Annotated in this window: 23 protein-coding genes; 3 read left to right on the top strand and 20 right to left on the bottom strand. The window is 71.8% G+C overall.

Annotation, left to right across the window (positions count from 1 at the left end; translation table 11 throughout):
• Positions 1–2 precede the first annotated feature (2 nt).
• Both FXF68_RS11435 and FXF68_RS11430 read left to right on the top strand, forming a co-directional pair.
• On the top strand, positions 3–1355 hold the full coding sequence (locus FXF68_RS11435; RefSeq protein WP_148758891.1) for an amidohydrolase family protein: 1353 nt from the start codon (positions 3–5) through the stop codon (positions 1353–1355).
• Between the two features lie 40 nt (positions 1356–1395).
• Positions 1396–2364 (top strand): alpha/beta hydrolase, encoded by a 969-nt coding sequence (locus tag FXF68_RS11430; RefSeq protein ID WP_148758890.1) that lies wholly within the window; start codon positions 1396–1398, stop codon positions 2362–2364.
• Positions 2365–2503: 139 nt separating this feature from the next.
• Here FXF68_RS11430 and FXF68_RS11425 read toward each other — a convergent pair whose 3' ends face one another.
• From FXF68_RS11425 to FXF68_RS11410, 4 genes are all read right to left on the bottom strand, one after another.
• The gene (locus FXF68_RS11425; RefSeq protein ID WP_148758889.1) at positions 2504–3790 is read right to left on the bottom strand and encodes an MFS transporter; all 1287 of its coding nucleotides are present in this window, start codon (positions 3788–3790) and stop codon (positions 2504–2506) included.
• Between the two features lie 103 nt (positions 3791–3893).
• On the bottom strand, positions 3894–4889 hold the full coding sequence (locus tag FXF68_RS11420; RefSeq protein ID WP_148758888.1) for an amidohydrolase family protein: 996 nt from the start codon (positions 4887–4889) through the stop codon (positions 3894–3896).
• A gap of 2 nt (positions 4890–4891) precedes the next feature.
• Positions 4892–5503 carry a hypothetical protein gene (locus FXF68_RS11415; protein ID WP_148758887.1) on the bottom strand — a complete coding sequence of 204 codons (612 nt, stop codon included), beginning with the start codon at positions 5501–5503 and terminating at the stop codon, positions 4892–4894.
• Between the two features lie 285 nt (positions 5504–5788).
• Positions 5789–7000, bottom strand: coding sequence for an FAD-dependent monooxygenase (locus FXF68_RS11410; RefSeq protein ID WP_148758886.1), 1212 nt, complete (start codon positions 6998–7000; stop codon positions 5789–5791).
• A gap of 142 nt (positions 7001–7142) precedes the next feature.
• On the opposite strand from FXF68_RS11410, the gene FXF68_RS11405 reads away from it, so the two are divergent.
• Positions 7143–7922, top strand: coding sequence for an IclR family transcriptional regulator (locus tag FXF68_RS11405; RefSeq protein ID WP_148758885.1), 780 nt, complete (start codon positions 7143–7145; stop codon positions 7920–7922).
• A 74-nt stretch (positions 7923–7996) separates the two neighbouring features.
• On the opposite strand, the gene FXF68_RS11400 is transcribed toward FXF68_RS11405, so the two are convergent.
• From FXF68_RS11400 to FXF68_RS11325, 16 genes are all read right to left on the bottom strand, one after another.
• Positions 7997–8509 carry a flavin reductase family protein gene (locus tag FXF68_RS11400; protein WP_222869892.1) on the bottom strand — a complete coding sequence of 171 codons (513 nt, stop codon included), beginning with the start codon at positions 8507–8509 and terminating at the stop codon, positions 7997–7999.
• 43 nt (positions 8510–8552) lie between these two features.
• Positions 8553–8900, bottom strand: coding sequence for a cupin domain-containing protein (locus tag FXF68_RS11395; RefSeq protein WP_148758883.1), 348 nt, complete (start codon positions 8898–8900; stop codon positions 8553–8555).
• 16 nt (positions 8901–8916) lie between these two features.
• Positions 8917–10398: a 4-hydroxyphenylacetate 3-hydroxylase family protein gene (locus FXF68_RS11390; RefSeq protein ID WP_148758882.1), complete on the bottom strand. Its 1482-nt coding sequence runs from the start codon at positions 10396–10398 to the stop codon at positions 8917–8919.
• Complete coding sequence (locus FXF68_RS11385; RefSeq protein ID WP_148758881.1) at positions 10398–11051, bottom strand: DUF2848 family protein; 654 nt, start codon at positions 11049–11051, stop codon at positions 10398–10400. Before FXF68_RS11385 ends, FXF68_RS11390 begins: the two co-directional genes overlap by 1 nt.
• A complete protein-coding gene (locus FXF68_RS11380; RefSeq protein WP_148758880.1) occupies positions 11048–11863 on the bottom strand; it encodes a carbon-nitrogen family hydrolase in 816 nt (271 codons plus the stop codon). The genes FXF68_RS11385 and FXF68_RS11380 overlap by 4 nt, the downstream gene beginning before the upstream one ends.
• The gene (locus FXF68_RS11375; RefSeq protein ID WP_148758879.1) at positions 11860–12531 is read right to left on the bottom strand and encodes a GntR family transcriptional regulator; all 672 of its coding nucleotides are present in this window, start codon (positions 12529–12531) and stop codon (positions 11860–11862) included. The genes FXF68_RS11380 and FXF68_RS11375 overlap by 4 nt, the downstream gene beginning before the upstream one ends.
• Positions 12532–12593: 62 nt before the next feature.
• Positions 12594–14075 (bottom strand): CocE/NonD family hydrolase, encoded by a 1482-nt coding sequence (locus tag FXF68_RS11370; RefSeq protein WP_148758878.1) that lies wholly within the window; start codon positions 14073–14075, stop codon positions 12594–12596.
• Between the two features lie 53 nt (positions 14076–14128).
• A complete protein-coding gene (locus FXF68_RS11365; protein WP_148758877.1) occupies positions 14129–15172 on the bottom strand; it encodes an alpha/beta hydrolase in 1044 nt (347 codons plus the stop codon).
• Complete coding sequence (locus tag FXF68_RS11360) at positions 15169–16710, bottom strand: carboxylesterase/lipase family protein (RefSeq protein WP_148758876.1); 1542 nt, start codon at positions 16708–16710, stop codon at positions 15169–15171. The genes FXF68_RS11365 and FXF68_RS11360 overlap by 4 nt, the downstream gene beginning before the upstream one ends.
• On the bottom strand, positions 16692–17510 hold the full coding sequence (locus FXF68_RS11355) for an ABC transporter ATP-binding protein (RefSeq protein ID WP_148758875.1): 819 nt from the start codon (positions 17508–17510) through the stop codon (positions 16692–16694). The genes FXF68_RS11360 and FXF68_RS11355 overlap by 19 nt, the downstream gene beginning before the upstream one ends.
• Positions 17507–19426 carry a dipeptide/oligopeptide/nickel ABC transporter permease/ATP-binding protein gene (locus tag FXF68_RS11350; RefSeq protein ID WP_148758874.1) on the bottom strand — a complete coding sequence of 640 codons (1920 nt, stop codon included), beginning with the start codon at positions 19424–19426 and terminating at the stop codon, positions 17507–17509. The genes FXF68_RS11355 and FXF68_RS11350 overlap by 4 nt, the downstream gene beginning before the upstream one ends.
• On the bottom strand, positions 19423–20364 hold the full coding sequence (locus FXF68_RS11345) for an ABC transporter permease (protein ID WP_148758873.1): 942 nt from the start codon (positions 20362–20364) through the stop codon (positions 19423–19425). Before FXF68_RS11345 ends, FXF68_RS11350 begins: the two co-directional genes overlap by 4 nt.
• 38 nt (positions 20365–20402) lie before the next feature.
• Positions 20403–22022, bottom strand: coding sequence for an ABC transporter substrate-binding protein (locus FXF68_RS11340; RefSeq protein WP_187437858.1), 1620 nt, complete (start codon positions 22020–22022; stop codon positions 20403–20405).
• A 157-nt stretch (positions 22023–22179) separates the two neighbouring features.
• Positions 22180–23370 (bottom strand): ROK family transcriptional regulator, encoded by a 1191-nt coding sequence (locus FXF68_RS11335; protein ID WP_148758871.1) that lies wholly within the window; start codon positions 23368–23370, stop codon positions 22180–22182.
• Positions 23371–23485: 115 nt separating this feature from the next.
• Positions 23486–23866: a VOC family protein gene (locus FXF68_RS11330; RefSeq protein WP_148758870.1), complete on the bottom strand. Its 381-nt coding sequence runs from the start codon at positions 23864–23866 to the stop codon at positions 23486–23488.
• 91 nt (positions 23867–23957) lie between these two features.
• Positions 23958–24737, bottom strand: a complete 780-nt coding sequence (locus tag FXF68_RS11325) for a polysaccharide deacetylase family protein (RefSeq protein WP_148758869.1) — start codon at positions 24735–24737, stop codon at positions 23958–23960.
• Positions 24738–24815: the final 78 nt, after the last annotated feature.

Raw genomic sequence — 24815 nt, 5'->3', positions numbered from 1 at the left:
ACATGACCGACCGCGCGCCACGGCGCATCCTCATCGAGAACGGCTGGGTCGTCACCGGCGACCCGGCGCTCGGCACGCTCACCGGCTGCGACGTCCTGATCCAGGACGGCCGGATCACCGCCGTCGGCCCGGGCCTGCCCGGCGACGGCGCCGAGGTGATCGACGCCCGCGACATGATCGCCCTGCCCGGGCTCGTCGACGCCCACAAACACACCTGGCAGTCCGCCGTCCGGCACCGGTGCGCCGAGCTCGACCTGCGGACCTACTTCGGAGAGATGTTCGGCGGGCTCGGGCCGCTGTACCGCCCCGAGGACGTGTACGCCGGCAACCTGCTCGGCGCCCTGTCCGCCCTCGACGCGGGCACCACCACGCTCATGGACTGGTCGCACGTCCAGAACTCGCCCGAGCACAGCGACCAGGCCGTCGCGGCGCTGCGCGACAGCGGGGTCCGCGCGGTGTTCGGGCACGGCTGGCCGCTGGTCGACCTTCCGGCGTGGATCGCCGGGAGCGAACGGCCGCACACCGGCGATGTCCGGCGCGTCCGCCGCGAGCTGCTGCCGGACGACGACGCGCTGGTCACGCTGCACCTGGCCGGGCGGGGCCCAGAGCTGTCCACGCTCGATGCCACCCGCGCCGACCTGGCCATGGCTCGCGACCTGGGGATACGCACGTCCATCCACATGGGCTGCGGGCCCGAGTACGGCGCGATGGCCGCGATCGCGCAACTGGAGCGCGCCGGGCTGCTCGGCCCGGACCTGAGCTTCGTGCATTGCAGCGAGTCCGCCGACGACGAGTTCGCCATGATGGCCGACCACGGCGCGGCGGTCGTGCTCGCGCCGCACCACGAGCAGGCCCTCCCGGGCATCGGCCACACCCCGATCGACCGCGTGCGGGCCTTCGGGATCACGGCCGGGCTGAGCACCGACACCGAGACCGCCGGGGCCGCCGACCTGTTCACCCAGATGCGGGCGGGGCTGGCCGCGCACCGCAGCCAGCTCGCCGAGGGACGCACCCGGTTCGCCGACAAGCTCGACCCGTTCAGTGTCGCCGAGGTCTTCGCGATGGCCACCCAGGGCGGGGCCGACGCGCTCGGGCTCGGCGACCGGATCGGCAGCCTCAGCCCCGGGAAGCGCGCCGACATCGTCCTCGTCCGCGCGACCGACCCCAACCTCTTCCCGGTCTCCGACCCGGTGGCCGCGCTGGTCTGCTCGGCGCACCCGGGGAACGTCGACACCGTCCTGGTCGACGGCGTCGTCCGCAAGCGGGCCGGTTCGCTCGTCGGCGCGGGAGCGGGCTCCATCGACCGCGCGAGGGAACTCGCGCTGGCCTCCCACCGCCGCCTCCTCGGCGGCTGACACCACATCCGAACAACCACCACTCCCCCGAAAGGTCACCATGACGCTCGACCCCGACGTTGCCGGGTTCCTGTCCGCCCTCCGCTCCGCCGGCGCCCCGCCCGGCTTCTCCGGGACGCCCGGCGAGATGCGCGAGCGCATGCGGAACGCGATCGAAGGCAACTGGGATCCCGCGAAGTTCGCCCCGGTGGAGAGCGTTGACGACGTCACCGTGGACGGGCTGCGCCTCAAGGTCGTCCGGCCTCTCTCCGGCGGGCCGGTTCCCACCGTCGTCTACTTCCACCCCGGCGGCTTCGTCATGGGCAGCGCCCACCTGATGCAGGACGTCGCCCGGCGGCTCGCGCACGACCTGGGCGCCTGGGTGGTCTCCGTCGACTACCGGCTCGCGCCCGAGCACCCGTTCCCGGCCGCGGTCGAGGACGCGATGACCGCGTTGCGCTGGGTGGCCGACCATGTCGGCGACCTCGGCGGCGACCCGGCGCGCGTCGGCCTCGCCGGGGAGAGCTCGGGCGCCAACCTCGCGGCGGTCACGGCACGGCGCGCCCGCGACGCGGGCATCCCCGTGGCGGGCCAGCTGCTGGCCTCGCCGGTGACGAACTTCGCGGCCCGCTACCCGTCCGTCGCCGAGAACGCCGACGGCTACTTCCTGACCCGCGACGACCTTGCCGTCATCAGAAGGCTCTACTTCGGCGACGATGACGCCCGCGCCGCGGACCCGCTCGTCTCGCCCGCCCTGGCGCCCGACCTGGCCGGCGTCGCCCCGGCGGTCATCGGGGTGGCGGGGTACGACCCGCTGCGCGATGACGGCACCGTCTACGCGGCCCGGCTCCTGGAGGCGGGCGTGCCCACCGCCCTGCGCGTCTACCCGGGCCTCATCCATCCGTTCTTCGGCATGCCCGGCCTGTCCCCGGCCGCCGACGCCGCCGTGTCCGAACTGACCGGCCTGCTCGGCGGACTGCTCGGCGGCGCACGGGACGGCGCGCCCGCCGCGACGGAGGAGAAGGCGTGACCACTACTCCCGTCAACGACGAGCCGCTGGCCGGAATCCGCGCGAAGCGGGCTCGACCTCGGCTTCCCTGAGAACGGCTGAACTGATCGTCCTGAAACGGCGGGTCCCCGGCGTCCGTCACGCCGGGGACCCGCCGCCGTCAGGACAGGGCGGCCTCGCCGCTCGCCTCGCGCGCTTTCCGGGCGGACGTCCCCTTGCCCATGCGGGGCGCGGTCTCGCGGATCAGCAGCGCCACCACCGCCAGCAGGATCGGCGCCGCGGCGTACAGCAGCAGCGCGCTCTTCAGGCTGTGGGTCGCGTCGGCGAGCGCGCCGCCGAGCTGCGGGCCGAGCGCCCCGCCGAGAGTCTCGCCCACGGCGATCTGCAGGGCGAACGCCGTGGCCATCAGCTCGCGGGGCACCGACTCGCCGGGCACCACGTAGGTGATCAGCGTGAGCGATCCGCCCGCCATCAGGCCGACGGCCAGCGACGCCAGGAGCAGGGGCACCGAGTGCGCGAACAGGACGAAGAACAGCGGCACGAGCCCGCTGCAGATCGCCGCCGCGAACAGGGCCGGTCTGCGCCCGACGCGGTCCGACACGGCGGGGGCGACGACGCTGCCGAGCGCGATGACGCAGCCGTACACGGTGAGCACGAGCGTCGCGGTGCTCCGGGAGAGCCCCTCCTCGTGCAGGTAGGTGGGCGCGAACGCGCCGAAGCCGATGTTCGTGCCGAGGCAGACGGTCGTGCCGACGAGCGCCAGCGGGACGTTGCGGTTGGCCAGGACGAGGCGGAAGTCCCGGGCCTTGACGCGGGGGGCGCCGGCGGCGGCCGCGCGGTCCTCGCGCATGAAGAGCGCCACGAGGAGCGCCACGACGATGCCGGGGACGGCGACGAGCGGGAAGGCGAGCCGCCAGTTCAGCGCCGTGGCGAGCCCGATCATGATGCTCGGCGCCAGCGCGCTGCCGATGAGCAGCGTCCCGGCGATGACGACGCCCATGTTCCGGCCGCGCCGGTCCGGCGATGACGCGCGGGCGACCGCGCCCTGGATCAGGGGCAGCGCGGGGCCCTCGCAGAAGCCGATGACCGCGCGGAGCAGCAGCATCGTCCCGTAGTCCTGCGCCAGGCCGACCAGGCCGACCGCGGTGGAGAACAGGACCAGGCTCGCGACGATCATCCATTTGGTCCGGCCGCCGAGGCGGTCGGACACGACGGCGAAGATCAGGCTGGAGACCGCCCATGCCACGGCGGTGATCGAGACCAGCGAGCCGAGCTCGCTGTGGTTCAGATGAAGGTCGTCGCCGATCTGCGGGAAGAGGAAGGTGATGCCGAAGCGGTCGAGGAACACGATCCCGGCGGCGAAGAACATGATGAGGACGAGCGTGTTCTGCCGGTTCGCGTCCTCAGCACCCGGATCAGGGCGGCGGAAGAAACTGGTGACGGGCATGGATGACTCCCCATGAGTGGGTTCGGATGTTTCTTGAGCGCGTAAAGACACACGGGGGCACTCTGGTGGGGAGCTTGAAATACGGCGGCCTACCGCCCGGCCCTTATCGGACGAGTCCCTCGGAAAGCGTTTCGGCGTCGGTGATGCGCTGCGCCGCGCGCGGGAAAAGGTCGAGCGCCCGGGCCCTGACGCCGCCTTCCTCTTCAAGTGACAATGCGCCACATTGAAGAAGGCTTGAGCGGTTCGATTCGGCGGACGACTCGGTCGTGCAGGGCGCGCCCCAGTCGCTGCCGTAGACGATGTGGCCCGCTCCTACAGTCGCCATCGCCGGTAGGAGGGAATGCGCGAAAGCCGTCGCGGCCGTGTCGGCGTAGAGGGAGGACGTCTGCTCGTCGATTTCCTGGGCGGTCACTCCCTGCGGGACCCAGGATTCGTTTCCGAGCAGCCGGAGCCGCCCGGTCAGTGCGGGGAACGCTCCGCCGCAGTGAGCGATCACGAAGGTGATGCCCGGGTGGCGCGCGAACGTCTTCCGGAAGACCATGTCGAAGACCGTCCGGGCGGTGTCGAAGGCCACTTCGTACAGCGGGGCCGGGTGGTCGAGGGTGGGCGGCAGGCGAGCGTCGGGGTGGACGAACACCACCGCTCCCCAGTCGTCGAGCAGTTCCCACAATGGAGTGAGGGAGTCGTCGCCCAGGTGTACGCCGTTGTATTTCGTCGTCACGGCGAATCCGTCGGCGTCGAGTTCCTCGCGTGCCCGTACGGCCTCGTCCAGGGCCGCCGAAGGGTCGTCTGTGGGGAGGGCGGCCAGTAGGCCGAATCGCGACGGGTGGTCCGCCACGAGGGACGCCCCGTAGTCGTTCGACGCACGGAGCTCTGCCAAGCGGCCGGGGATGTTGCTCAACATCTGCATGGCGGTACCGGACGCGTCCATGTACGCCAGGGTGCGTTCCAGAGACCACTCGTGGGGTTCGCGGAAATAGATGCCCTTACCCAGCATGGACTGCCAGGCCCGTCGGCGTTCTTCCTCCGTGCTCGGCGGCGTGAAGTGCGCGTGGACGTCGACGTATCGACCCGCGAGCCCGCCATTGATCTGCGCCATGCCTAGTCCTCGAACAGGCGCAGGCCGTTCTCGATCTCCGAGAGCGGGCTCTGCTCCAGGTAGGGCGCGAGGGCTTTCCGGGCGTCGGCCGGTGACATGAGCGCGGAATGCTCCACCTCGTCCACGCGCCAACTGCCGGTGTCGTCGTAGATGAACTCGCCCACGAGCCGCCCGTCGCGGTAGGGCCAGGTGGCGGCGAACCGGTGCGAGATCTGGTAGGTGCCGTCCGGGTCGGCGCCCTCGCCGGCGAGCGCGGCGGCGTCGCCCCGGACGACCTGGGCGAAGACGGCCTCGATGAAGATCCCGTAGTCCGACACGGCGACCTCCTCCTCCAGCGCGCCGAAGACGTTCATGCCGCCGCCGACGATCTCGGAGTAGAACTTCCGGACCTCCGCCATGCCGTCGCAGACCAGCGTCTTCCCGCGTTCGGTGAGCCGGTAGACCGGATGGTCGACGACCATCGCGGGGATGAGGATGTCCTCCCAGAATCCGGACACCTCCAAAAGCGCGTGCCGGCGGTAGTTCTTCAGCATGTGCCGATGCTTCGGATCATCGACCGCCGCGAGCGCCGCATCGACGCCCGCCGTGATGCCCCGTACATCGAAAACGTTCATACCGTCGCTCCTTGGAAGGCCGATAATTGTCGAGTCCGGTCCGTTTCGTGCAGCTTAGAATCGGTTTGCCTTCTACCGCTTCTGTTGGTCCGTTGAATGGACGGCGATACTAACTCCGCTTGATCGAAACCGGCCTCTCGCGCGCCGATCAAAAACCGTGAGACCGAGTTTCATGCCGACCGCGGGAAGTACGTCGCGGCCGGGTGCCGGTGCCCGGCAGTCTCAGGCGGGCGTCCGACCGACCACCAGGCGAATGTCCATTCAACGAACACACCGGGCAGCCGGTCAGCCCGCGGTGGTCTCGGCGGCCATCGCCAGATCCGGGTCGTACTCGTAGATCCAGCCGTTGGCGACCAGCGGATCGTCCTCGGTGAACGACGCGTCGCGGGCACGCTGCTCGGGCCCGTCGGGAAGGTGGTTGACGTCCGAGCGCGCATGGCTCACCGCCTGCAGGCGCGTCGTGCGCGGAAGGCGCAGGGCCTCGTATCGGCGCAGCGCCCGGGCGGGGTCGGCGAGCCCTTCGGCGAGGCAGCGGGACAGGACCGCGGCGTCCTCGATCGCCTGCGCGGCTCCCTGCGCGAAGAACGGGAACATCGGGTGCGCGGCGTCGCCGAGCAGCGTCACCGGCCCGCGGCTCCATCGCGGAAGCGGCGCGCGGTCGAGCAGCGCCCACCGGCCCGGCGTCCCCGCCGCGCGGATGAGGTCGACGAGCCTCGGGTCCCATCCGTCGAACTCGAGGAGGAACTCCTCGATCGTCGCCCGCGCCGTCCACGACTCCGCCAGGTCCTCACCCGCCGGGGCGAAGGCCACGAGGTTCACGAACCTTCCCGCGGAGACGGGGTAGTGCACCAGATGATGGTTCGGACCGATCCACAACGTCTGCGCGCGCCGCCGGGCGAACGACGGCGCACGGTCGCCCGGGACCAGGGCGCGGAACGCGCACAGGCCCGAGAAAGCGGCCGGGCGCGGTCCGGCGATGGCGTCCCGCACCACCGAGTGGACGCCGTCCGCCCCGATGACGATGTCCGCCTCGACGACCTCGCCATCCGCGAACCCCAACGACGGGCGTTCCCCCCGCAGGTCAATCGCGGTACAGCGCTTGCCGAGCCGGACCGATTCCGCCGGCACGGCGCTCCTGATGGCGTCCAGCAGTTCGGCGCGATGCACCGTGTAGGTGTGCTCGCCGTAGAGCCGCTCGCAGTCCGTCGCGAGGTCTTCGGCGGACAGGACCGTCCCGTCCTGCCAGCGGCGGAACTCCCACCCGACGTCCAGCTGGACGGCGCCGCGCAGCAGAGGCTCCAGGACGCCGAGCCGGCGCAGGAGCCGGGCGGCGTTGGGGGCCACCACGAGCCCGGCGCCGACCTCCTTCAGCGCCGGCGCCTGCTCGTACACGGTGCTGCGAAGACCCGCCCGGCCGAGGAAGGCGGCGGCCGCGAGGCCGCCGATCCCGCCGCCGAGGATCGCGATCTTCGGTGTCTCGATGTTCGCCCCGAGCATCTCAGTCTTCGACCCCGCAGCCGTTTCTCCCGCATCCGGATTGACAGCGCCATGCTGCACGGTCGGCCGGGCCGAAAGCGTGCGGCTGGTCATCCTATGAACATCGTCCGCTACCATCCCGGGCAGATGAAAGGGGGCCGGTATGCCTCGGACCAGTGAGCCCGGCCGGAGCGTGAGTTCACGGCTCCTGGAGGTCCTGTTCGCCTTCCAGCCCGATCAGAGCACGCTCAGCCTCGCCGAACTGGTGCGGAAGACGGGCCTGCCGCACGCGACCGTCCGCCGGCTCGCCATGGAACTCACCGACGCCGGCGCGTTGAACCGGCAGCACGACGGCCGCTTCACGATCGGCCTGCGGCTGTGGCGGCTCGGCACGCTGGCCCCGCTCACCGAGTCGCTGCGCTCCAAGGCCCAGCCCTTCATGGAAGATCTTTACACGGCACTCCACCAGCACGTGCAACTGGCGGTCCTGGAGGGGACCGAGGCCGTCATCATCGAACGGCTGTCCGCCCCGCGGGCGCAGCACCTCGTCTCCCATGTGGGAGGCCGACTTCCGCTGCACTGCTCGGGCGTCGGAAAGGTGCTCCTCGCGCACGGCGGCGCCGACCAGATCGACAGGGTCCTGGCCGGCAGGCCGCACCGGTACACGCCCCAGACCACCACCGATCCGGCCGTCCTCAGAAGCGAGCTCGCCGAATGCCGCCGCACCGGCTACGCGACCGTCCGGAGCGAACTCACCGACGGCGCCGACTCGATCGCCACCCGGATCGTGGACGGTGAAGGCCGCGTCGTCGCGGCGATGTCCGTGGTGGTGCGCAGCGGCTCGGTACAGCACCAAGCGGTGCTCCCGTCGCTGATCGCGGGCGGCCTCGGCGTCTCCCGCATGCTCGGATGGCGCCCCGGAATCAAGATCCGCGACACCTGAATCAGCGTCCGGCGCGCACGCCGGGACGTCCGGGCGCGCCGTCGTGGCGACCGCCGCGCCCCTGGGCGTCCGCGTCAGAAGAACCAGGACGCTGGTTGGTGGCCGCGTCCGGTGAAGTCGCCGAAGCGGCCGCCGAGGAAGGCCAGGGGTGGGCCGTCCCGGTCGCAGGTTCGTTCCACGGCGCCGAACACCACGACGTGGTCGCCGGCCGCGACACTGCGGTCGACGGTGCATTCGAGGTGCGCGAGCGCGTCCGGGACGACCGGGACGTCGTGCTCGCCGTAGGTCAGCGGCAGGCCGGCGAAGTGGTCCTCGCCCCGTCCGGCGAACCGCAGCGCGATGGGTTCCTGGCGGGCGGCGAGGATCGAGACGGCGAAGCGTCCGGACTCGGCGACCGCTACGGCGGTGCGGGCGCGGGTGTTGAAGCAGACCAGCAGGATCGGTGGTTCCAGGGAGACCGAGGTCAGCGAGTTGAGGGTCATCCCGTGCGGGTCGCCGCGCCCGTCCAGTGCGGTGATGACGGCGACCCCGGTGGCGAAGCGGCCCATCACGCGGCGCATCGTCGCCGGGTCTACGACACGGCCCATGGGGCCTGCGGTTGCGGACATGGCAGTGCCTTTCGATAGGCGCTCATCGGACGCGGTAGCGGACCTCGAAGGTGAGGCATCCGTCGTCGCTGCGCCACGGCCCGTGCTCCATGCCGGGCGGGCGGCAGGCGTACATGCCGGGGGTGAACGTCTCCCCGAGCCGCAGGTCGGTGATCGATCCTTCGAGGATGTAGACCTCCTCCCAGAAGTCGTGCGCCTGGACGCCGTTGGGGGTGGTGTCGGTGCCGGGTTCGAAGCGCAGCATCCGGGTCGCGACGCCGGACGCGGCGTCCGCGGCGAGGATGCGCTCGGTGAGCCGCGGGACGTCCCCCTCGCAAGGGGTGAAACCGATCTTGTCGGCGGGGAAGAACTCGTGTTCGGGTTTGGCCATGGTGGTCTCCAGGCGGTCAGGCGGCGGAGGTGCCGGTCTTGCCGGTGCCGGTGTAGCCGGTGTCGGTGTAGCCGGCCAGGAAGGCGTCGACGTCCGCGATGGCCTGGCCGTAGCCGAAGTTGCGGTAGGCGTAGCCCTTCGCGACGAACGGGGCGCCGGCGTAGAACATCTCGTACTGGTGGTGGCGGCCCGCGAACTCCGATCCGATCGCGTCCCAGACGAGCTTGAACAGCTTCACCCGTTCGACGGCCTCGACCCCGGGCGACTGGACGTAGCGGTCGATGTCGGCGCGGGTCGCGGGGTTGTGCAGGTCGGCGACGCTGGACGGCAGTTGCAGCACTCCCCCGCCCGCGAGGTCGCGCAGGATCGCCAGGACGCGCGGGTACAGCTCGGCTTGCAGGCCCATCGCGCCGTAGACGGCGCGGGCGTCCGGCCGCCACATGCCGTTCCCGTCGGGCGCGGCGCGGTACTCGGCGGCGAGGACGGCGGACTCGACCAGTGACGCCAGCCCGGCCAGTTCGCCGAGCTTCTCCTGGACGCCGGGGATCCGGCCGACGCCGTTGACGTCGGCGATCTTCCCGGCGAGCCCGGCGATGAAGCGCAGTTTCACGGTGAACCGGATCTGGGCCTGCCAGTTGCCGAGGACGTGCGCGCCGGTGGTGAAGAACTGGCGGCGCAGGCCGTCCACGTCCCGGTCGACGAACACCCGCTCCCAGGGCACGAACACGTCGTCCAGGACGACGAGCGCGTCGGTCTCGTCGTAGCGCGTGGACAGCGGGTAGTCGTAGGGGCCGCCGGTGGTCGCGTACGGGCGGCGGCAGTACAGCTTCAGCCCGTCCGCCGAGACCGGGACGGTGAAGCCGACGGCGAAGTCGCGGTCGTCCGGGGTGAGCGGCTTGATGCAGGAGATGAAGATCTCGTCGGCGACGGTCGCGCCGGTGGCGAGCATCTGCGCGCCGCGCACCACGATGCCGTCCGGGCGTTCCTCGACGACGCCGGCCTGGACGAAGTCGCCCTCCCACGCGTGCGCGGTCGTCGCCCGCGACACCTGCGGCGGGATGATCGCGTACGAGACGTACAGGTTCTCGTCCAGGAGCCGCCGGTGGTAGCCGGTCACGCTCGCCGACAGGTCGCGCCGTTCGGTGGTGAACGACTCGGGGGACGAGGCGAACGCCGCGAGGAACGATCCGACGTGGTCGGGGCTGCGGCCGACCCAGCCGTGGGTGTGCCGCGCCCACGTCTCGATCGCGTGCCGCCGCGCGGCCAGGTCGTCGCGGCTGCGCGGGATCGTGAACACCAGGTTCGCCTCCGCGCCGGTCTCCGGCGCGTGGCGGGTCATCTTGTTGGCCGGGTCGGCGGCGAGGTCGAACAGCTCGGCCATCGTCGCGGCGATCGGCGCGAACGCGGGATGGTCGGTCACGTCCGCGACGCGCTCGCCGTCCAGGTAGATCTCGCGGGCGTCCTTCAACGCGGTGAGGTACTCGGCTCCCGTGCGCATCACTGAGCCCTCCGTTCTGTCTTGTAGTCGCAGGTCAGGGTGGTGCCGTCGACGGTGAGGGAGAGGCGCCAGCGGCGGCCGGGGACGAACCCGCCGTCGAGCAGCGGCAGCGTCCCGGCGAAGACGACCAGGTCGCCGTCCAGGTCGCCGAGCTCGGCGGCGAGCCGAGCCAGCAGGTCGGTGGGGGTGCGCAGGTCGGCGAGGGTGCCGGACTGGTACGGCCGGCCGTCGACGCTGCTTTCGACGCGGACGCGGTCCCACGCGTCGTCCTCGGGCAGTTCCACGAACCGGTCGCCGACGGGTTTCGGGCAGGCGGCCTTCGCGGCGGCGACGTCGGCGCGTTCGATGTCGCGGTCGGTGTGGTCGGAGCCGACGCCGAGGTAGTGCCGTCCGGCGCGGCGCACGAGGACCGGCTCCACCTCCCCCGACGTGTTGCCGCCGCGCACCGTGATCGCGGGGCCGCGGGTCAGCAGACCCGGATCGAGCGGGTAGAACGCCGGGACGGACGGGGGTTCCGGGACGCCGATCGCGGCGAGCTCCTCGATGTGGGCACGGGTCGCGGCCCCGTCGCGTCCGGTGTAGCCGGCGACGATCAAGTGCGAGGGCGAGCAGCGCAGTTCGTCCGCGCCGACCCGCAGCGTCAGCTCGCTCACCGGCCGACCTCCGCGGCCTCGGCCTGGACGCGCACGGACGCGCGGCGGTCGCGCAGGACGGGGAACTCCTCCCGCGTTCGCGTCACCACATCCGGGTCGACGACCCAGCGGAGGATCTCTTCGGTGTCGCCCGCTTCCGCGAGGACGGTCCCCCACGGGTCGACCACGCGGGACGCCCCGCCGAGCGGCACGTCCTCCTGCACGCCCGCCGCGTTGCAGGCCAGGATCAGCATCTGCTGCTCGACGGCGCGGGCCTCGGTGAACAGCCGCCAGTGGCCCCGGCGCCGTGCGGGCCACGCGGCCGGCACCGCCGCCGTCTCGGCGCCGGCGTCGACCAGCGCCCGCCAGATCTCGGGAAAGCGCAGGTCGTAGCAGGTGGTGGCGCCCATCGTCCCGAGCGGGGAGGCGACCGTGCCGACCGTGTCGCCGGGCGTGAGCAGTTCGGCCTCCCGGGACCGGTACCCGAACACATGGATCTTCCGGTAGGTGTGGACGACCGTCCCGGCCGGGTCGATCAGCACGGCGGTGTTGTGCAGGCGTCCTTCGGGCGTCCGCTCCAGGACGCTGCCGAGGTGCAGGAAGCAGCCCAGGTCACGGGCCCACTCCCGCCCCGCGGCGACGGTGTCGCCGTCCAGCGGCTCGGCCAGCTCGGCGTACCGGTCGAACGCGAAGTAGCCGGAGAGCCACAGCTCCGGGAGGAGCACCAGCTCCGCGCCGCGGGCGTCCGCCACCATCCGCCCGACGCGCTCTCTGCGCCGCGCGGGCGGCTCCGTCCCGGGGCTCTCGACCTGGACGAGCGCGACGCGGGTCATCGGCCGTCCCAGTTCGCGACCGAGGGGAGGCGCAGGACGGTGAGCGTCGAGTCCAGGTGGGCGGCGAGGGCCTGCCCGGCCCGCAGCGGGTCGCCGGACCGGATCGCCTCGACGATCGCGCCGTGCTCGGCGAGCACGACCCGCGCCCGGTCCTCGGCCGCCGCGATCGCCCGCAGGCCCATCCGCACCTGCCGGTCGCGCAGCGACTCGTAGAACTCGGCCAGCACCGGGTTCCCGGCCGTCCGGACGATCGCGCGGTGGAACGCCCGGTCGCACTCGATGAACCCGACGGGGTCGTCCAGCAGCCCCTCCTGGCGGTCGACCAGCTCGGCCAGCTCGGGCGCCAGTTCCTCGGCCAGCGGCGCGGCGCGCCGCACGCACCAGTCCTCGACCAGCTCGCGGGCCTGCATGACGGCCTCGATCTCGGCGTCCGACACCGGCGGGACGAAGGCGCCCTTCTTCGGCATGATCTTCAGGAAGCCCTCGGTCTCCAGCCGGAGCAGGGCCTCCCGCACCGGGGTGCGGGACGTCCCGGTCGCCTCGCACACCTCCGCTTCGGTCAGGAACGTCCCCTCCTGCCGCGGCAGCGACCCGATATGGCGCTTCAGCCACCGGTACGTGGCGTCCTGCGCGCTCTCCTTGCGGCGGCCCTGTTGTGTGCGACTCATAGTCCTAATGTATACAACACGTCGACATGGAGGCAAGGCAAACTTTCCGCAGCTCACAGGAGTCACAAGGTCTCCGGAAGGCGGCTCTCTGGGGCGGTCTCCGACGGAGGCGCGCTGAGTGGGAGCAGCACGGTGCTCTCCGGCAGGAGCGTCGCTTCGATCGGGACGTCGCACTCGTCGCTTCTGGTGAGCGTGACGCCCAGCCGCAGCCGTTCTCCGGGCGACAGTTGGAGGTGGATCGGGTAGATCTCGACCACGAGCCGCACCGGTTCGCCGTCCGGCACGGGTTCGGCCGCCTCGTGCGGATGCCAGGGCAGGACGATCTCGCCGCCGGGCGCGTGCTCACTGCGATCCTCGTCGAGCGCGCGGTGCGAGGCGCGGAGCCGACCTTCGGTCAGTTGCCGGACGCCGCCGTCGGCCCTCACGACCGACAGTCGCGCGTTGAGGTCGAAGTCGGAGCAGCCCTCGGCGGCCAGCACCGCGTGCAGCGCCACCGGTCCGAGCAGGCGCACCGGCTCCCGGCAGGGCTCGGAGTCGAACGTGGCGGCCTCTCCCCACAGCCGCCAGCCGGAGTTCGTCGAGACGTCCACCATCAGGTGAACCTCAGTGGGAGGCGGGGGCGGCACGCTGGTGATCGACGGCAGGATCGGTATCGCGGTCGGCTCGCCGACGGGCGTCCATCGCCACCAGTCGATATCGGAGGTGGCGGGCCATCCTCCGCGCGGGTGGAATTCGTCCGCTCCCACGCACCACAGGACGGCGTTGTCGTCGGGCGTGCAAGGGTTCTCCCCGATGTCGCGCAGCCAGTAGCCGAGCCATCGCGACAACTCCAGCCGCCGTTCCTCGGTGAGGAACGGTTCATGGCTCCACGGGCCGATCTGCAGGCGCTTCGGACCGGACAGCGACCGGAAGGCGCGGACGGTCCCCGCCAGGAAATAGTCGAACCAGCCGGTTCCGAAGAAGGCGGGAACGCGGATTGCGGCAAGGTCCGCCGAACTGGCCCGGAAGAGGTCGCCGTCGAACTCGGCGCCGACGATGTCCTGGTAGAACGCTCGCAGGATGTCCGCCCGTGCTTCGGGTCGCTGGCTGTTCAGGAACACGCCCGCGCCCCAGGCGGTGTGCGAGGGGATTCCGCCGCGTTTCCACATGTCGCGGTAGGTGTCGGCGGGCGCCACCCACGGCGCGATGCAGCGGAGTCCTCGGGGTTCGCGTTGCGCGATCAGCAGTTGGTTCAGTCCCGAGTAGGAGCCTCCGACCAGGGCGGTCCGTCCGGTGCAGAAATCGGCGGCGGCGATCCATTCCAGGAGTTCCACGCCATCGTCGATCTCACGCGGCGACAGGACGCCGCTGTAGGCCCCGGTGGAGCCGCCGAAGCCGCGGACATCCGCCACGAGCACCTCGTAGCCTTCGGCGATGGGGCGGGCGAGCAATTCCATGTGCATCGCCGATTCCTTGCGATACGGGGTGATCACCACGACCACCGGGGCCGGTGCGCCGGTCGACGACGGATAGCGGAGCACCGAAAGGCGCGCTCCGTCGCTCATCTCTACGGTGAGCAGCAGCGGTCGGGGAATCTGGCGCGAATGCGCGGTCTCCGTCAACGCGAATCCTCACCTTCGATCAATGGCGGGTCCTCTCCCATAGGGGCCTCTCCCATAGGGGCTTCTCCCGCAGGGGCCTCGGCCAATTTCTCGGCGAAGAACGCCACCGCCTGCGCGACCAGGGGCTCGACGTCGGCGCCGAGGAAGCAGTGGTCCGCGCCGGGGACGATCGTGAGGCGGCTGTCCGCGCCGCCCTCGTCGAGCGCGCGGTGCAGCTGCTCGCTCTGCCCGACCGGGACCACCCGGTCCGCGGCCCCGTGCGCCAGCAGCAGCGGCGGCGCTCCGGCGTGCGCGTAGGTCACCGGACTGGCGGCCCGGGCGGCGCTCGGCGCCGCGGGGACCGGCGCGCCCAGCAGCAGGCTCTCGGGGGAGTCGGCGGCGTCGTGGTCGATGACCGCGTCCGGCCCGGACTGCTCCCGCATCGTGCGGAAGTCGCTCGGCGCGTACCAGATGACTCCGGCCTGCACGGCCGCGCCGCCGACCGACGCTTCCTCCTCGGCGCCGTGCGAGGCTCCGTCGTCGTCGCCGGTGAACGGGGCGTCCGGTGCGAGGCAGGCCAGGGCCGCCAGATGGCCGCCCGCCGATTCGCCCCAGACGCCGAAGCGCGCCGCGTCGATCCCGAGTTCGCCGGAATGGCGGCGCAGCCAGCGGATCGCCGCGCGGACGTCCAGTATCTGGGCCGGGAACCTCGCCTCCCCGCTGAAGCGGTAGCTCGCGTGCGCGACGGCGAAACCGGCGTCGAGCAGGTGCTCGTCGAGGCGGGCCGCCCGGAGCGGCGGGGGCATCTCCCGGTGCGTGCCGCCGAGGTAGGCGCCGCCGTGGATCCAGACGACGAGCGGGACCGGCTCGGCGCCGACCGGACGCAGCAGGTCGAGCGTCAGGTCGCGGTAGCCGGGGACGCGCGCCACCACGGCGTCCGCGTACAGGTCGTGCGGCGGCGCCGCGCCGGTGATCCGCCGGGGACGCGGCGGCGGGCCCGGTTCGCTCGGCGGCAGGCCCGGCTCACCCGGCGGGGGCCCTGGCACGGGTGCGCCGGTCATGCGCGGGTCCTGGTCGGAAGGTCGCGCGGGTCCCGGCCGGTCTCCAGGCTCCAAGTGCTGTCGATGTGCATGGTCGCTCTCGTTTCCGGGGTGTAGGGCTCCCAGGGCGGTATGTCGGCATGCCCGGGTTCGCCGTTGCGCGCGAAGGACGTCCACGCCGAGGCCATGCGCGTGGAGACGTCGCGACGGTCGTCACGGTCGCCCGCGAGCGGTGACAGTTCCGCGTTGTGGAAGACGAACGGCAGGTCGAGGCTATGCGTCGCGCCGAGCAGCCCGCCGAGGATCGGCGTCTGGTAGGCGAACTCGTAGCAGTAGACGGTCCGGCTCGCGGCCAGCCGCGAAGCGAGGTCGATCGCGGCCGGCGCGAAGGTCGTGTCGGTGACGATCCGGGCCAGGCGCAGCCGCGCCGGTTCCGGACCGACCCGGTCCTGGTAGGCGGTGGCGAGGGCGTCGGCGCCGACGTCGAACCGGCCCTCCGTCCAAGCGCGCAGTTGGGAGCCGGAGAACGTCGCGTACTCCGGCGCGTTGCACAGGATGAGCGAGGCGTCGTGGCTGGTGTGGCCGACGAGGACGGGAACGCCCGCGTCGTCCGGAGCGGGCGATGGGTCGAGGTGGGGCGCGAAGGACGCCTGGGCCGCGTCCAGGAGGTCCTGGTCGAGGGTGAAGCCGCCCATGACGTCCCCGGTGAGGGCCCGTTGGAGTTCGAGGAGCGACCCGGTGTCCCAGGTGGCCAGCTCGCGGGCCCGGGACGGGCTCAGCCCGGAGAGGCGCACGGCCTTCGCGGCGAGGTCGCGGGCGGCGTCGGCGGACGTCGCCAGCGGGCCCGGCGAGCTCTGGATGATCGCCTTGTGGAACAGCCCGGACGCGGACGGCATCGACATCAGGGTGCGTACCTTGTCGCCGCCGCCCGACTGGCCGAACACGGTGACGTTTCCGGGGTCGCCGCCGAAGCCGTCGATGTTGTCGCGTACCCATTCGAGGGCGAGCACGAGGTCGAGCAGCCCGGCGATCCCGGCGTGCTCGAACTCCGCGCCGAGGAGCGCGTCCAGGGCCAGGTAGCCGAAGATCCCGAGCCGGTGGTTGACGGTGACCACGACGACGTCGCCGAGCCGGGCGAGGCGGTCGCCGAGGAACATCGACTCCGATCCGGCGCCGTGCTGGTAGCCGCCGCCGTGGAGCCAGACCATGACCGGCCGCCGTCCCGGCGGCGCCGCCTCCGGCGTCCAGACGTTGAGGACCAGGCAGTCCTCGCCCATCGGGACGCCTTCGAGCGCCGAGCCGGTCCGCGGGTAGAGGTAGTCGATCGCCTCGACCCACGAGCCGGTCGCCGCCAGCCGGATGTCGTTCTGCGGCGCGGCGCGGCCGAAGGACGTCGCGTCGCGGACGCCGGGCCAGGGCTTCGCCGGTTCCGGCGGCCGGAACCGCGCCGGGCCGCCGGTGGGCGCGCCGTACGGGACGCCGAGGAACGACGCGACGCCGCGGTGCCGGACGCCGCCGACCTTCCCGGAGGTGGTGTCGGCTATGACTCGCTGCTGCATGAAGGGGCTTTCTCGTGCGGGATGGCCTGCGCGGCCCTGGGAATCGCGGCGATGAGCCGCTTGGTGTACTCCGCGCGGGGATGGTCGTACACCGACCGGGTGGGGCCGGACTCGACGACGGAGCCGCGGTACAGGACGACCAGGTCGTCCGCGAGGTACCGGACGACGCCGAGGTCGTGCGAGATGAACAGGTAGGCGACGCCGAGGTCGGCCTTGAGCTCGTTGAACAGGTTGAGGATCTGCGCCTGCAGGGAGAGGTCGAGGGCGCTCACCGGCTCGTCGCAGACGATCAGCCGCGGCCGCATGACGAGCGCGCGGGCGATCGCGACGCGCTGCCGCTGGCCGCCGGAGAACTCCGCCGGGTAGCGGTCCGCCGCCGCGACCGGAAGGCCGACGCGCTCCAGCGCTTCGAGCACCCGGTCCCGGACGGCGCGCGTGCCGATGCTCCGCTGGACGCGCAGCGGTTCGCCGAGCGTCCGGCCGATCGGCTTGACCGGGTTCAGCGAGCCGTACGGGTCCTGGAACACGACCTGGATCTGGCCGCTCAACTCCCGGCGTTCGCGCCGTCCGGCCCGGGTGATGTCGCGGCCGTCGAAGGTGATCGAGCCGCCGTCCACCGGGACCAGGCCGAGGATCGCCTTGCCGAGCGTCGATTTCCCGGAGCCGGACTCCCCGACGAGGCCGACGGTGCGTCCGTGCCCGGCGGTGAGCGAGACGCCGTCCAGCGCGGTGACCGGCCCGCCGCGCCGGCGCGGGTAGCGGACGGTGAGGCCGTCGATCGACAGCAGCGGTTCGGTCATGGCCTGGCCCCGATCACGTCCGTGGGCAGCGCGCGCACGCAGCGGCTGCGGTGGTCGCCCGTCCCCGCCACGGCGATCGGGTGCGCGGTGCACTCGTCGGTCGCGTACGGGCAGCGCGCGGCGAAGTGGCAGCCGGGCGGCCATTCGCCCGGCGCGGGGACGCCGCCCGGCATGACATGAAGCGGCACGCCCGGAGTGCCGAGCTGCGGGTTCGCCGCCAGCAGCCCTTCGCTGTAGGGGTGCTGCGGCGCCGCGACGATCGTCGCGGTCGGTCCTGACTCGACGACCTGTCCCGCGTACATGACGAGGGTCCGCTCGCAGAGTTCGCCGACCGTGCCCCAGTCATGGCTGATCAGCAGGATCGCCATCCCCGTCTCCCGCTGGAGCGTGCGCAGCAGCCGGAGGATCTCCGCCTGGACGGTGACGTCGAGCGCGGTGGTGGGCTCGTCGGCGATCAGCAGCCGGGGACCGCCCGCGAGCGCGAGCGCGATGGCGACGCGCTGCGCCATCCCGCCGGACAGCTGGTGCGGGTACGTCTTCGCGACGCGCTCCGGGTCGGGCAGCCGGACCCGGCCGAGCAGTTCGACGGCCCGCCGCCGGGCTTCGCCCCGTCCGGCGCCGGTATGGACGCGGACGGCCTCGGCGAGGTGCCCGCCCACGGTGAACAGCGGGTCCAGGGCCGCCATCGGCTCCTGCGAGACGAACGCGATCGTCGAGCCGCGCAGCCCGGCGCGTTCGCGGCGGCCCATGGCGGTGGCGTCGGCGCCGTCGACCCGGATCGAGCCGCCGGTGACGTGCGCGCCGTCCGGCAGCAGGCCGAGGACCGCGCGTCCGGTCATCGTCTTGCCGCAGCCCGACTCGCCGACGATGCCCAGCGTCTCGCCGGCCCGCAGGTCGAACGACACGCCGTCGACCACCGGCGCCGGGCGCCCGCCGGGTCCGGGGACGGCGACGGTCAGGCCCTCGACGCGCAGCAGGATCGGCGGGCCGTCCGCCGGTGCGGCCCCGCCCGGTCGCCGGTCGCGCTCGCGTCCCGCCGCGGCGGGCCGGAGTGATCGGGCGCGGGCGGCCGGGCGGGCCCATCCCTCCGCCGTCGCGTCGCGGACGCCGTCGCCGAGCAGCACCAGCGCGATCACCGTGCCCGCGACGACCGCGCCGGTCGGGACGAGCATCCAGTTCTGCTGGTTCATCGCCGCGGAGGCGTCGGCGACCATGCCGCCCCAGCTGGCCTCCGGCAGGTGCACGCCCAGCCCGAGGAAGTTCAGCCCGGTCTCGGTGAGCAGCGCGGTCGCGGCGACGAGCGACAGGTTGACGAGGACGGGACCGGTGACGCGCGGCAGCACGTGCCGCAGCGCGATGGCGAGCCGACCGAACCCGTACACGCGGGCGGCGGCGACGTACGGCTCCCCCGCCACGGTCAGCGCGGCGGCGCGGACGACGCGGACGAGCCCCGGCGCGGTGAGCACGCCGAGCGCGGCCATCGCTGCGGCGAGTTCCTGGTCGAAGGTGGCCAGCACCATCAGCAGCACAACGATCGCCGGAATGGACATGAGCAGGTCGACCAGCGGCGACACGATCCGGTCCGCGCCGCCCGACAGCGCCGCCGACAGCCCGACCGGGATCGCGATGACGGCCGCGACCAGGACGGTCACGAGCACGCCGAGCAACGCCGGACGCGCCCCGAACATCAGGCGGGAGGCGATGTCGCGTCCCAGCGAGTCCGTGCCGAGCCAGTGGTCGGCCGTCGGCGTCGCGAGGACGCGGGCGAGGTCGGCCTCCTGCGGCCCGTACGGCGCGAAGACCGGCGCGAAGACCGCGAGCACGACGACGGCGGCCAGGTAGAGCAGCGCGCCCACCGCGAGCGGATGACGCAGCAGCCGCCGCGCCAGGCCGGGACGCCCGGACGGGGCGGTCATGACGCCCGCACCCGCGGGTCGATCAGCGCGTACGCGATGTCGGTCAGGAGGTTGGCCGCGACGACCAGCAGCGTGAAATACACGGCGACACCTTGAATCACTGGAATGTCCTTGGAACCGGTCGCGCTGACCGCGAGGCCGCCCAGCCCGGGGAGCCCGAAGACCTGCTCGATCACGACCGAGCCGCCGAGCGCGCCGACCAGCAGGATGCTCGACATCGTGCAGATCGGGATGGCCGCGCCCCGCAGCGCGTGCTTGAACACGACGCGCCGTTCGGGGACGCCGTTCGCCCGCAGATTGTCGATGTGGGGACGGCCGAGGACGTCGAGCATCGCCTCTCTCGTCTGCTTGGCGATCGCCGTGACCCCGCCCAGGGCGAGCGCGCTGACCGGGAGGAGCAGCGATCGCGCCCACCCGTCCGGCGAGTCCGCGAACTTGACGTATCCGGTGGCCGGGAGGAGCCCGAGCCGGACGCTCAGCAGCGAGATCAGCAGCAGGCCGAGCCAGAAGCTCGGGACCGCGAGGCCGCCGACGCTGAGCAGGTCGACCAGGCGTCCGGCCAGCGAGCCCGCCCTGCTCGCGGCGACGCCGAGGACGACGCCGAGCACGGTGGCAAGGACGGTCGCGCCGAGCACGAGGGAGAGCGTCACGGGCAGCCTCGTGGCCAGCGCGGTCGTGACCGGCTCCCTGTTCGTCAGCGAGGTGCCGAGCGAGCCGTGGAAGACGCCGTCGAGCCAATGCCAGTACTGCGCCCAGACCGGCTCGTCGAGGTCGAGTTGCTTCCGCAGCCGCAGGACGTCCTCCTGTGTCGCCTGGAGTCCCGCCAGCTGGCTCGCGGCGTCTCCGGGAATCAGCGACTGGAGGACGAAGACCACGACCGACACCACGAACAACAACGGCACGGACAGCAGGACTCTGCGCATCAGAATGCGTTTCATCGGGCATTCCCTCCTTCAGCGAAGGCGCGTCGCGAAGGTCAGTTCTCGGCCGCGGTGAAGAACACCGGGTTCGGGTCGAGGGCCCGCGGCGCGGTCGTGACGCCCTGGAGTCCGGGCCGGGCGACCGTGACCTTGTCGATGCTCGCGAACGGAACGAACCACGCCTGTTCGACCAGCGCCTTCTGCAGCCGCTTGTAGATCGCCGGACGCGACCCGTCGTCCGCGGCCGCTCCCTCGCGCATCAGCTTGGTGATGTCGGGATGGGTGTTGGCGAACGGGTTGAAAAGGCTGCCGGTGTTGAGCAACTGGTCGGCCACCAAATACATCGGCAGTCCGCCGTACTCGAACATCTGGGCCTGGTATTTCTTGCCGGTGAGCCCGCTCGTGTAGGCGCTGATGCTGACCGGGACGTCGATCTTCGCCTTGACGCCGATCTTCGCCCAGTAACCGGCGACGGCCTGGGCCGCGTCCGTCTCGCCGGGCTGGAGGTTGTAGGCCGCCATGACCAGCGAGAATCCGTTCGGATATCCCGCCTCCTTGAGGAGGCTCTTCGCCTTGGCGGGATCGTAGGGGTAATGGCCGTTCAGGGACGGGTCGTATCCGTCCGCCTCGGGCAGGAGGATCTGGTCGCTCGGGGTGGCGTACTTTCCGAAAAGCGCCTTCGCCAGCGCCTTCCGGTCGACGGCGTAGTTCAGCGCCTGCCGGACGCGGACGTCGCCGAGCGCCTTGACCTGCGTCCCGCCGCGGTCGAGGAGCTGGATGTGGCCGAACAGGTACGGCCAGGTGCTGACGTTGAAACCCGCCCGTTTCGCGGCGTCCGCGCCCTTGGTGTCGCTGATCATGTAGTCGACCTGCCCGGTGCGCATGGCGCCGAGGGCGGCGTTGGAGTCGGGGATGACCTTGACGACGACCTTCTTCCAGTTGATCGCCGCGCGGTTCCAGTAGTTCGGGTTCGGGGTGAACACGTACGTCTGGTTGGTGACGCTTCCGCCGGTGTCGAGCACGTACTGACCGGCTCCGGCGGTCGAGGTGCCGAGTTTGTTCGGGTCCTTGAGCCCGAGCGGGCTGATCACGTCGCCGATCGCGAAACCCTGGGTGAGGATGTAGGGCAGCTCGGGATTCGCCGATTTCAGCTCGATGCGCAGGCTGAGCGGTCCGGTGACGGCGACCTTCTCGAAGTTCTGGACGCGGGACGCGCCCAGACCTCCCGCCTTGGCGAAATAGGCGAAGTAGTCCGCCACCCCTTGCGCGGTCAGGCTCGATCCGTCGGCGAACTTCACGTCCGGGCGCAGCGTCAGCTCGAACACCCTGTTGCCGGAGCCGACGAACTTCCACGCGGTCGCCAGCCCGGGAGCGAGGCTTCCGTCGGCCTTGAGGTAGATCAGCGGGTCGTACGCCAGTTCCACCGGGATGATCAGTGGGTCGCCGTTTCCCGCCAGCGCGGGGTTCAGGCTCTGCGGCGGGGCCGCGACCGCGATGGTCAGCGTCTCGGGATTCTGCCGCGCGGGCGTTCCCGCGGCTCCGCGGCCCGCGCCTCCGCAGGCGGTCGCCAGCGCGGCCACGAGCAGCGCGCCGCCCAGAAGGCCCGCCGGGCGCAGGGCGGCCGGGCGGTCACGGCGTGGCGCCGCACATCGGTGGGTTTTCGGTGTACCGACCACGATCTCTCCATATTTTGAAGGCAGTCGATGAGTTGCTGTGCGCACATGACCAGGGCAAATACACCTGGCAGCGCTGGAAACTCACTGTTCGCACACCGTATGGCGCGTGCGGCGGAAACCGCAAGCTCTAAATGGATAAAGAGTTTGAACTAGGAAATCACTTCAAAGATTGAAGACAAAGGTCGACGCCGTCAAAGGCGTACCGCGCCGCCCCGCGCGCGATGGCATGGCCGCCCAGTTCGGCCAGGACGACGCTCCCGCGCCAGTTGCGCGGGCTCGCCATCCTCCGCATCCCGCGGCTGACCGGATCCAGCAGCGCGGGACCGGCGGCCGCCAGCTCACCGCCCAGGACGAAGCACTCGGGCGCGAGCACCGCGACGACGTTCGCCAGCCCGGTGACGATGTCCTGCGCCGCGTCCGTGACGATCCGGGCGCAGCCGGGGTCGCCCGAGCGGGCCAGCTCGGCGAGCCGGCCGAGCGTGAGGTCGTCTCCGTGGAGGTCGGCGACATGGCTCAGCAGCGCCTCGCCGCCGACCTTCGTCTCCAGGCAGCCGCGGTTCCCGCAGAGGCAGAGCCTGCCGCTCGTGTCGGTGGACGAGTGCCCGAGCTCCCCGATCCCGCCCGACCCGCCGCGGTACAGCAGCCCGCCGAGCAGCATCGCGCCACCGACCCCCGAGCTCAGATGCAGGTAGAGCACGTCCCGGCAGCCGCGCGCGGCGCCCCACCGCACCTCGGCCAGCAGGGCGGCGTCGCAGTCGTTGATCAGCCGGACGGGAAGGCCGGTCTCCTCCTCCAGCTCGCCTGTCACGTCGGCGCCGTACCAGGACGGATCGAACGCCGGCAGATGCCCGCCGAACCCCTGCGGGACGGTGTCCGAGACGGGATCGATGGACACGCACAGCGCCAGCCCCACACCGGCGAGCGGTCGCGACGCCACCCCGTCCACGGCGCGCACGGCCTCGATCAGCTCCACGATCGTCGCCCGCTCTTCGCCGTAGGGGGACTCCGGGACCCGCGGGCGCGACCGTTCGACCAGGACCGTGCCCTCGTGGTCGACCGCCGCCGCGGTGATCGCCTCGCGCGCGACCGTGACCGCCAGCGCCAGCTCCCCGGCGGCCGCGTCCAGCTCCACCAGGTTCACGCTCCGGCCGTTCCGCCGTCCCTTCGAGAGTTTGACCCGATCGTCCTCGACGAGTACACGGACGAGATTCGAGACGGTGGCCTCCGACAGCCCCGTCGCCCTCGCAAGCTCGGACTGCGACAACGTACCGCCCTGCCGCAGTGCGGAAACGACCTTCTCCAGGTTCGTACGCCGCAGCTCGGCGAGCGCCCCGCCAGATGGCACCATGCCGCAAACCCCTCACTCATGTCCCCAAACTTTGAACCGACAGCGTAGCGCCGGTGCCCCTGGGGACGTGCGCCCGGAGAACCCGCGCAGCCACTCCTGCGGCATTCGACGAACGCTAATCGTTCGGCAGGTAGTGGGCGCGGCCCTCGTCGTCCATTCCGACCGAGCCCTTGGGGACGACGCAGAACTCGTTTCCCTCGGGATCGGCCATGACGAGGAAGCCGCCGGAGTCGTACTCGGTCAGCCGCCGTCCGCCCAGCGCCTCCGCCCTGGCCTGCTCGGCCGCCGGGTCCTCCGACTCCAGATCCAGGTGGAGCCGGTTCTTCCCGGACTTGGAGGCGTCGGTGTGCTGGAATCCCACGCCCAGCCCGTTCCTGCGTTCGAGCCAGACGTACGGTCCGGTTCGCCCGACGACCGGCCGGTCGAGCACCTCGCTCCAGAAGGCCGCCAGCCGCTCCGGATCAGCGGAGTCGACGATCACGCAGTTGATGTCCATGTCCACCAACCTGCCAGCAAGATCTCCGAACGGCGATGACGTGGCCGATCCGTAGGACCTGTACGGAAGCTGCCCTCTTGGCGGGGGTGTCTCAGAGCGCGACGAAGGTCAGGCCGCGCTGTTTGAGGGCGGGCAGGACGGTGCGCAGTGCCGTGACGGTCTGGGAGCGGTCGCCGCCACCGTCGTGGCACAGCAGGATGTCGCCCGGCTTGGCCGTTTCGAGGTCGGCGGTGATGCGGGGCACTCCGGGACGGGCCCAGTCGCGCGGGTCGACTCCCCAGCCGACGCAGATCATCTCCAGCGAGGTCGCGATGTCCACGACCTGCCGCGACCAGGCGCCGCCCGGGGCGCGGAAGAACCGCGGGGCCGCCGAGGCGGCCTGGGCGATCCGGTCGTGGGCCTCGGCGATCTCCTGCCGGATGCGCGGCTCGGGTAACGCCGGGAGGTTGAGCGGGTGGTTGAGGGTGTGGTCGGCGATCTGGTGCCCCGCCGCGATGATCCGCTGGACGACCCGCGTGTTCTCCGGCACCTGCGACCCGATCATGTTGAAGGTCGCGGGCACGTCGTGCTCGGCGAGGACGTCCAGGATCTTGGGCGTCCAGTACGGGTGCGGCCCGTCGTCGATGGTCAGGGCCACCGCGTTCGGCGGGGCGGCCGGAGTCAGGTCGTGCAGGGAGCGGACCGGATTGGTGACCGCTTTCAGCTTCCCGGCGGGCGCGAACCCTGGATCGGGCGGCGGGGACGGCGTCCGTCTCGCCCCTGCCGCGTGCGCCGGCCGATGCCCTCCGTGGCGCAACAGTTCGGGGGTCGCCCCGGCCGCGACTCCTGCCGTGGCGGCGGCGAGCATGGTGAGCACCTGACGACGGTCCATAGCGGTGTCCTTATCGTCCGAGGGGCGCTGCCGTGTAGGACTGCCCAAAATCCCGACGGGTTTGCCGCTCCGCTCTGA

Source organism: Actinomadura decatromicini (genome assembly GCF_008121305.1).
GTDB lineage: Bacteria > Actinomycetota > Actinomycetes > Streptosporangiales > Streptosporangiaceae > Spirillospora > Spirillospora syzygii.
Note: the sequence above shows the minus strand (reverse complement) of the source record. Positions and strands in the feature narration are given on the sequence as shown.

Excerpts from the sequence above, each read along its gene's own strand:
- FXF68_RS11435 (WP_148758891.1), top strand. The coding sequence starts at position 3 with ATGACCGACCGCGCGCCACGGCGCATCCTCATCGAGAACGGCTGGGTC.
- FXF68_RS11430 (WP_148758890.1), top strand. The coding sequence starts at position 1,396 with ATGACGCTCGACCCCGACGTTGCCGGGTTCCTGTCCGCCCTCCGCTCC.
- FXF68_RS11425 (WP_148758889.1), bottom strand. The coding sequence starts at position 3,790 with ATGCCCGTCACCAGTTTCTTCCGCCGCCCTGATCCGGGTGCTGAGGAC.
- FXF68_RS11420 (WP_148758888.1), bottom strand. The coding sequence starts at position 4,889 with ATGGCGCAGATCAATGGCGGGCTCGCGGGTCGATACGTCGACGTCCAC.
- FXF68_RS11415 (WP_148758887.1), bottom strand. The coding sequence starts at position 5,503 with ATGAACGTTTTCGATGTACGGGGCATCACGGCGGGCGTCGATGCGGCG.
- FXF68_RS11410 (WP_148758886.1), bottom strand. The coding sequence starts at position 7,000 with ATGCTCGGGGCGAACATCGAGACACCGAAGATCGCGATCCTCGGCGGC.
- FXF68_RS11405 (WP_148758885.1), top strand. The coding sequence starts at position 7,143 with ATGCCTCGGACCAGTGAGCCCGGCCGGAGCGTGAGTTCACGGCTCCTG.
- FXF68_RS11400 (WP_222869892.1), bottom strand. The coding sequence starts at position 8,509 with ATGGGCCGTGTCGTAGACCCGGCGACGATGCGCCGCGTGATGGGCCGC.
- FXF68_RS11395 (WP_148758883.1), bottom strand. The coding sequence starts at position 8,900 with ATGGCCAAACCCGAACACGAGTTCTTCCCCGCCGACAAGATCGGTTTC.
- FXF68_RS11390 (WP_148758882.1), bottom strand. The coding sequence starts at position 10,398 with ATGCGCACGGGAGCCGAGTACCTCACCGCGTTGAAGGACGCCCGCGAG.
- FXF68_RS11380 (WP_148758880.1), bottom strand. The coding sequence starts at position 11,863 with ATGACCCGCGTCGCGCTCGTCCAGGTCGAGAGCCCCGGGACGGAGCCG.
- FXF68_RS11375 (WP_148758879.1), bottom strand. The coding sequence starts at position 12,531 with ATGAGTCGCACACAACAGGGCCGCCGCAAGGAGAGCGCGCAGGACGCC.
- FXF68_RS11370 (WP_148758878.1), bottom strand. The coding sequence starts at position 14,075 with ATGAGCGACGGAGCGCGCCTTTCGGTGCTCCGCTATCCGTCGTCGACC.
- FXF68_RS11365 (WP_148758877.1), bottom strand. The coding sequence starts at position 15,172 with ATGACCGGCGCACCCGTGCCAGGGCCCCCGCCGGGTGAGCCGGGCCTG.
- FXF68_RS11360 (WP_148758876.1), bottom strand. The coding sequence starts at position 16,710 with ATGCAGCAGCGAGTCATAGCCGACACCACCTCCGGGAAGGTCGGCGGC.
- FXF68_RS11355 (WP_148758875.1), bottom strand. The coding sequence starts at position 17,510 with ATGACCGAACCGCTGCTGTCGATCGACGGCCTCACCGTCCGCTACCCG.
- FXF68_RS11350 (WP_148758874.1), bottom strand. The coding sequence starts at position 19,426 with ATGACCGCCCCGTCCGGGCGTCCCGGCCTGGCGCGGCGGCTGCTGCGT.
- FXF68_RS11345 (WP_148758873.1), bottom strand. The coding sequence starts at position 20,364 with ATGAAACGCATTCTGATGCGCAGAGTCCTGCTGTCCGTGCCGTTGTTG.
- FXF68_RS11335 (WP_148758871.1), bottom strand. The coding sequence starts at position 23,370 with ATGGTGCCATCTGGCGGGGCGCTCGCCGAGCTGCGGCGTACGAACCTG.
- FXF68_RS11330 (WP_148758870.1), bottom strand. The coding sequence starts at position 23,866 with ATGGACATCAACTGCGTGATCGTCGACTCCGCTGATCCGGAGCGGCTG.
- FXF68_RS11325 (WP_148758869.1), bottom strand. The coding sequence starts at position 24,737 with ATGGACCGTCGTCAGGTGCTCACCATGCTCGCCGCCGCCACGGCAGGA.